At 70.6% G+C, this 6,762-nt stretch carries 5 protein-coding genes; all 5 read right to left on the reverse strand.

Annotated features, from left to right (window positions below; genetic code table 11):
• Positions 1-128: 128 nt before the first annotated feature.
• On the reverse strand, positions 129-1,124 hold the full coding sequence (locus tag ACZ7IF_RS38070; RefSeq protein ID WP_470981456.1) for a PAC2 family protein: 996 nt from the start codon (positions 1,122-1,124) through the stop codon (positions 129-131).
• 126 nt (positions 1,125-1,250) lie between these two features.
• Positions 1,251-2,858, reverse strand: coding sequence for a glycerol-3-phosphate dehydrogenase/oxidase (locus ACZ7IF_RS38075; RefSeq protein ID WP_470981458.1), 1,608 nt, complete (start codon positions 2,856-2,858; stop codon positions 1,251-1,253).
• A 39-nt stretch (positions 2,859-2,897) separates the two neighbouring features.
• On the reverse strand, positions 2,898-4,424 hold the full coding sequence (gene glpK, locus ACZ7IF_RS38080) for a glycerol kinase GlpK (RefSeq protein WP_470981460.1): 1,527 nt from the start codon (positions 4,422-4,424) through the stop codon (positions 2,898-2,900).
• A 79-nt stretch (positions 4,425-4,503) separates the two neighbouring features.
• Entirely contained in the window at positions 4,504-5,286 is a 783-nt protein-coding gene (locus ACZ7IF_RS38085) for an MIP/aquaporin family protein (protein WP_405981467.1), read from the reverse strand.
• Positions 5,287-5,610: 324 nt separating this feature from the next.
• Positions 5,611-6,378: an IclR family transcriptional regulator gene (locus ACZ7IF_RS38090; RefSeq protein ID WP_470981462.1), complete on the reverse strand. Its 768-nt coding sequence runs from the start codon at positions 6,376-6,378 to the stop codon at positions 5,611-5,613.
• Between the last annotated feature and the right edge of the window lie 384 nt (positions 6,379-6,762).

Raw genomic sequence — 6,762 nt, forward strand, 5'->3', positions numbered from 1 at the left:
AACCACCCATCCCTCCCCTCACCCCCGGGCAGCGCCGGAGACGCTGCCCCCGCCGGCGGGCGAGGCACGGGGTCCGGGGCGGAGCCCCGGGGAACGGTGGAAGGGCGGGCAGGGGACCGCCCGCAGGGCTACGCGTCGGGGGAGTCGTCCCCGGGCTCGTCCGGCTCCGGCGGGGCCGCGGGCTCCTCCCCGGAGGGGTCCGGCCGACGGCGCGGCGGCCGGGTCAGGCCGCTGGAGGTGTCCCGCAGGTACGACCCGTCACCCGGCTGCTCCGCGGCAGCGGACGGGTCCCGCCTCCGCAGGTACCGCTCGAACTCCCGGGCGATCGCGTCCCCCGACGCCTCCGGCAGGTCCGCGGTGTCCCGCGCCTCCTCCAGCGTCTGGACGTACTCCGCCACCTCGCTGTCCTCGGCGGCCAGTTGGTCCACGCCCAGCTGCCAGGCCCGCGCGTCCTCCGGCAGTTCGCCGAGCGGGATCCGGAGGTCGATCAGGTCCTCCAGCCGGTTCAGCAGCGCCAGCGTCGCCTTCGGGTTCGGCGGCTGCGACACGTAGTGCGGCACCGCCGCCCACAGCGACACCGCCGGGACCCCGGCGTGCGTACAGGCCTCCTGGAGCACGCCCACGATCCCCGTCGGGCCCTCGTACTTCGTCTCCTCCAGGTCCATCGTCCGCGCCAGATCCGCGTCCGAGGTCACGCCGCTCACCGGCACCGGCCGCGTGTGCGGGGTGTCGCCCAGCAGCGCGCCCAGGATGACGACCATCTCGACGCCCAGCTCGTGCGCGAACCCGAGCAGCTCGTTGCAGAACGACCGCCACCGCATGGACGGCTCGATGCCCCGCACCAGCACCAGGTCACGCGGCTTCGCGCCGCCGATCCGGACCACCGACAGCCGCGTCGTGGGCCAGGTGATCTTCCTGACCCCGTTGTCCAGCCACACCGTCGGCCGGTTGACCTGGAAGTCGTAGTAGTCCTCGGCGTCCAGCGCCGCGAAGACCTCGCCCTTCCACTCCCGGTCCAGGTGCGCCACCGCACCGGAGGCGGCGTCACCCGCGTCGTTCCAGCCCTCGAACGCGGCCACCATGACCGGGTCGATCAGCTCGGGCACGCCCTCAAGCTCGATCACCCAGGTCTCCTTCCGAAGTTCCTTGCGTACGTGGGTCAGCCTAAGCCTTCGGGGTACGTCGGCCACAGCCCACGACAGAGGGGCGGTTCCCCTCGGAACCGCCCCTCTTCCCCACCTGCGTACGAGCTATGCCTTGCGGCCCAGCATCTCCTCGACGCGGGCCCGGACGGCCTCGTCGTCCAGGCCGCGGACGGTCACCGTCGTACGGCGGCGCAGCACGTCGTCGACCGTCTCGGCCCACTCGTTGTCACGGGCGTAGGCGACCTGCGCCCAGATCTCCGGACCGTCCGGGTGGATGCGCTCGGCCAGCGCCGCGTCCTCGTTCGCCAGCCGGGCGATGTCGAAGGCCAGCGAGCCGTAGTGCGAGGCCAGGTGGCGGGCGGTGAGCGGGTCCATGCGGGCGCCGGGCTCGCGGTCCACCAGCAGGCGGTGCGCGACCGCGTTCGGGTTCGCGACTCCGGGCAGCGGGACACGGCGCACGAGGGACTTCACCGGCTCCATGTCCTCGGTCAGCGGGCTGCCGGGGAGCTTGGCGAGCTTGTCCATGACCACGCGGCCGATGTGGCGGTACGTGGTCCACTTGCCGCCGGCCACGGACAGCATGCCGCCCGCGCCCTCGGATACCACCGTCTCGCGCTTGGCCTTCTCGACGCCGCCGGGGCCGCCGGGCAGCACGCGCAGGCCGGCGAAGGCGTACGTCATCAGCGAGCGGTCGAGGTCGGCGTCCTTGATGGAGAACGCGGCCTCGTCCAGGATCTGCTGGATGTCGGACTCGGTGGCGCGCACGTCCGCCGGGTCGCCCTCGTACACCTCGTCGGTGGTGCCGAGCAGCAGCTGGTCCTCCCACGGGAGGGCGAAGGTGATGCGGTACTTGTCGATCGGGGTGGCCATGGCGGCCTTCCACGGCGACTTGCGCTTCATGACGATGTGCGCGCCCTTGGAGAGGCGGATCGACGGCATCGAGTGCTTGTCTTCCATGCGCCGCAGGTGGTCCACCCACGGGCCGGTGGCGTTGAGCACGACGCGCGCGTCGACTCCGAACTCGGTGCCGTCCAGGCGGTCCTTGAGCTCGGCGCCGCTGACCCGGCCGCGCGTCATGCGCAGACCGGTGACCTCGGCGTGGTTGAGGACGACCGCACCGGACTCGACGGCCGCGCGGACCGTCATGACGGCGACGCGGGAGTCGTTCATCTGGTGGTCGTAGTAGACCGCGACGGCCTTGAGGTTGTCCGTCTTGAGGCCGGGGTTGTCGGCGACGGCACGGGCCGGGGATATGACCTTGCCCATGCCGTCGCCGAAGGCCGAGAGGGCGGAGTAGGCGAAGACGCCCGCGCCCAGCTTGGCCGCACCCACCGGACCGCCCTTGTAGACCGGCAGGTAGAACGTGAGCGGGTTGACCAGGTGCGGGGCCACGTCCTTGGCCAGCACCCGCCGCTCGTGGTGGTTCTCCGCCACCAGCTTGACCGCGCCGGTCTGCAGGTAGCGCAGACCGCCGTGGACGAGCTTCGAGGAGGCCGAGGACGTGGCGCCGGCGAAGTCGCCGGCGTCCACCATGGCAACCCGCAGACCCGACTGTGCGGCGTGCCAGGCCACCGAGGTGCCCAGGATCCCACCGCCGATGACCAGCAGGTCGTACGTGGCCTTCGAGAGCTGCTCACGGGTCTCCGCGCGGCTCGCGTTGGCACCGGAAGTCGGGTGCGTACCCAGGGCGGGAACGCTCTGCAGGCTGCTCATATCTCTTTCAGCTCCTCGTCGATTGACTCAGCTGGTGCGTCAGCTGGCGTCTTCGTCGTCGATCCAGCCCATGGACCGCTCGACGGCCTTGAGCCAGTTCTTGTACTCGCGGTCCCGCTGGTCGGCGGGCATCCGCGGGGTCCACTCCGCCGCGCGGCGCCAGTTGGCGCGCAGGGCGTCGGTGTCGGGCCAGAAGCCGACGGCCAGGCCGGCGGCGTAGGCGGCGCCGAGGCAGGTGGTCTCGGCGACCATCGGGCGCACCACGGGGGCGTCCAGGAAGTCCGAGAGCGTCTGCATCAGCAGGTTGTTGGAGGTCATACCGCCGTCGACCTTGAGGGCCGCCAGCTCGACGCCGGAGTCCTTGGTCATGGCGTCGGTGATCTCACGGGTCTGCCAGGCGGTGGCCTCCAGGACGGCACGGGCGATGTGCGCCTTGGTGACGTACCGGGTGAGGCCGGCGATCACACCGCGGGCGTCGGAGCGCCAGTACGGGGCGAACAGGCCGGAGAAGGCCGGCACGAAGTAGGCGCCGCCGTTGTCCTCGACCGAGAGCGCGAGGGTCTCGATCTCGGCCGCGGTCTTGATCATGCCCATCTGGTCGCGCATCCACTGGACGAGCGAGCCGGTGACGGCGATGGAGCCCTCCAGGGCGTAGACCGGCTTCTGGTCGCCGATCTGGTAGCCGACCGTGGTCAGCAGGCCGCTGTAGGAGTTGATGATCTTGTCGCCGGTGTTCATCAGCATGAACGTGCCGGTGCCGTAGGTCGACTTCGCCTCGCCCTCGGCGAAACAGGTCTGCCCGAAGAGCGCGGCCTGCTGGTCACCGAGCGCCGAGGCGACCGGGACGCCGGCGAGGACGCCGTCCTTGACGTGGCCGTAGACCTCGGCGGAGGACTTGATCTCGGGGAGCACGTTGAGCGGGACGCCCATCGACTCCGCGATCTTCTCGTCCCAGGCCAGGGTGTGCAGGTTCATCAGCATGGTGCGCGAGGCGTTGGTGACGTCCGTGACGTGCGTACCGCCCTGGGCGCCACCGGTGAGGTTCCAGATGACCCAGGAGTCCATGGTGCCGAAGAGGATGTCGCCGGCCTCGGCGCGCTCGCGCAGGCCCTCGACGTTGTCGAGCAGCCAGCGGACCTTCGGGCCGGCGAAGTAGCTCGCCAGCGGCAGGCCGGTCTCGCGGCGGAAGCGGTCCTGGCCGACGTTGCGGCCGAGCTCCTTGCACAGGGCGTCGGTGCGGGTGTCCTGCCAGACCAGCGCGTTGTGCACCGGCTCGCCGGTGTTCTTGTCCCACAGGACGGTGGTCTCGCGCTGGTTGGTGATGCCGACCGCCTTGACGTCGGCGGCCGTGATCTCGGCCTTGGCGATGGCGCCGGCGACGACCTCCTTGACGTTGGTCCAGATCTCGACGGCGTCGTGCTCGACCCAGCCCGGCTTCGGGAAGATCTGCTCGTGCTCCTTCTGGTCGACGGCCACGATGCGGCCGTCGCGGTCGAAGACGATGCAGCGGGAGGAGGTGGTGCCCTGGTCGATCGCGGCGATGAAGGGGCCGGTGCTGCTGGTCATGATGGCTGCTCCTGGCAGGTCTGTTGAGTAGGCGGAATCAGGAGGGCGGTGCGGATCTTACGAACGCGGCCGAAGCTGATCAGGCGAACGCGATGTTGTACAGACCGCCGGCGAGCGCGGCACCGACGAGCGGGCCGACGACCGGGATCCAGGAGTATCCCCAGTCCGAGCCGCCCTTGTTGGGCAGCGGGAGCAGGGCGTGGACGATGCGCGGACCGAGGTCGCGGACCGGGTTGATGGCGTAGCCGGTCGGACCGCCGAGGGAGAGGCCGATGCCGACGACCACGAAGGAGGTGATCAGGACGCCGATGACGCCGAGGCCCTTGCCGCCGTCCTGGAGGCCCTGGGTCAGGATCGCGATGACCAGGACGAAGGTGCCGATGATCTCCGTGGCGAGGTTCTGGACCACGTTGCGGATCTCGGGGCCGGTGGAGAAGATGCCGAGCACCGGGCCGGCCTGGTCGTGCGGGTGCGGGTCCTCGGGACCGAGCTTGGCGTCCTTGATGTTCTCGGGGTCCGCCAGGTGCACGCGGAACTGGCCGTAGTAGGTGATCCACATCAGGACCGCGCCGAGCATGGCGCCCAGCAGCTGGCCCGCGAAGTAGACGGGGACGTCACCCCACTCGCCGGTCTTCACGGCGATGCCGACGGTGACCGCCGGGTTGAGGTGCGCGCCGGAGAGCGGCGCGGAGACGTAGGCGGCGATCAGGACCGCGAAGCCCCAGCCGAAGGTGATCGCGAGCCAGCCCGCGCCGCGGGCCTTGGAGCTCTTGAGCGTGAGGGCGGCGCACACGCCGCCGCCGAGCAGTGTGAGCAGGGCGGTACCGATGGTCTCGCCGATGAAGATGTCGGAGCTGGACACCCGCGACTCCTTTGTCTTACGTCCAGGGGTGGGCGGACACCGGGTCCCTCCGGTGGTCCACACACTCGGTGAGTGCTTCACCGGTCCATGGCCTCGCCATAGCCTAACGCGTATTGCCGGTAGGTGTTCGACAATGCCGACCGATGAACGGCAGTTTTCCGCCTGGGTGAAGAACGCGTCAAGGGCTGACCAGGTCAAAGAACCGGATCGTTACCACTCGGTACGATCGCCCAAATCAGGCCAATGGATGATCGGAAAACGCGAAGGTCCACCCGAATGCCGTGCGAGACGGTGATCGGGTGGACCGAATGGATCAGGTCAAGCTCAGAACCGGCCCGCGCCGAGATCGCGCGAAACCGACCGCGCGCAGTCCCGCACGGAGGCCACCAGGGCCGGCCGGGGCTCCCCGGACTCCCCGCAGACCCGCTCCACGGCGCCCGCGACGGCCACCGCGCCGACCGGCATCCGCCGCCGGTCGTGGATGGGCGCGGCCACCGAGGCGATGCCCTCCCAGGTCTCCTCGACGTCCGAGGCCCAGCCGCGCGCCCGGGTCAGGTCCAGGAGCTCCTCGAAACCCGCCGCGTCGGTCACCGTGCGGGGCGTGAAGGCCTCCCGCTCCGCGTCCAGGACCTCCGTGTGCGCCACCGGGTCGTAGGCCGACAGCACCTTGCCCAGGGCCGTGGAGTGCAGCGGCTGCATCGCCCCCACCTCCAGCACCTGACGGCTGTCGTCCGGCCGGAACACGTGGTGCATGATCAGCACCCCGCTCTGGTGGAGCACCCCCACGTACACGCTCTCGCCGCTGGCCCGGGCCAGGTCGTCCGTCCACACCAGCGCGCGGGCGCGCAGCTCGTGCACGTCCAGGTAGCTGTTGCCCAGCCGCAGCAGCTCCGCGCCCAGCTGGTAGCGCCCGGAGGCCGGGTCCTGCTCCACGAAGCCCTCGGCCTGCAGCGTGCGCAGGATCCCGTGCGCCGTGCCCTTGGCCAGGCCAAGGGAGGACGCCACGTCCGAGAGACCCAGCCGGCGTTCCCCGCCGGCCAGGAGCCGCAGCATCGCAGCGGCTCGTTCGAGCGACTGGATGTTCCGTGCCATCGCGCAGCCTCCTGCTGACGTAGTTCGACAATGCTGAACAGTATCGGTCGATGCCGACCTCGTGCATGGTTGGGTGTTTTCCGGTGCGGCGCGCCCGGAGCACCCTCCCACGCGGCTCCCGGGCACAGGATGCAGTCCGCCACGTGGGACGCCCTCACCGGGGCCGCTGCCGCGCGGTTACCCTGACCGCGTGCACCCTTGACACAGAGGGTGCAAAGCCGACAGCCGTCGCAGCCCAGGGAGCTCAACCATGGCCTCGTTGCCGAACCCGCCCGCAGACACCCAGACACGGGCCGATGCCCTCCGGGAGGCGCTCGCGACCCGTGTGGTCGTCGCCGACGGAGCGATGGGAACCATGCTCCAGGCGCAGGACCCGTCGCTGGA

It is taken from the genome of Streptomyces sp. NPDC037421 (genome assembly GCF_055602105.1).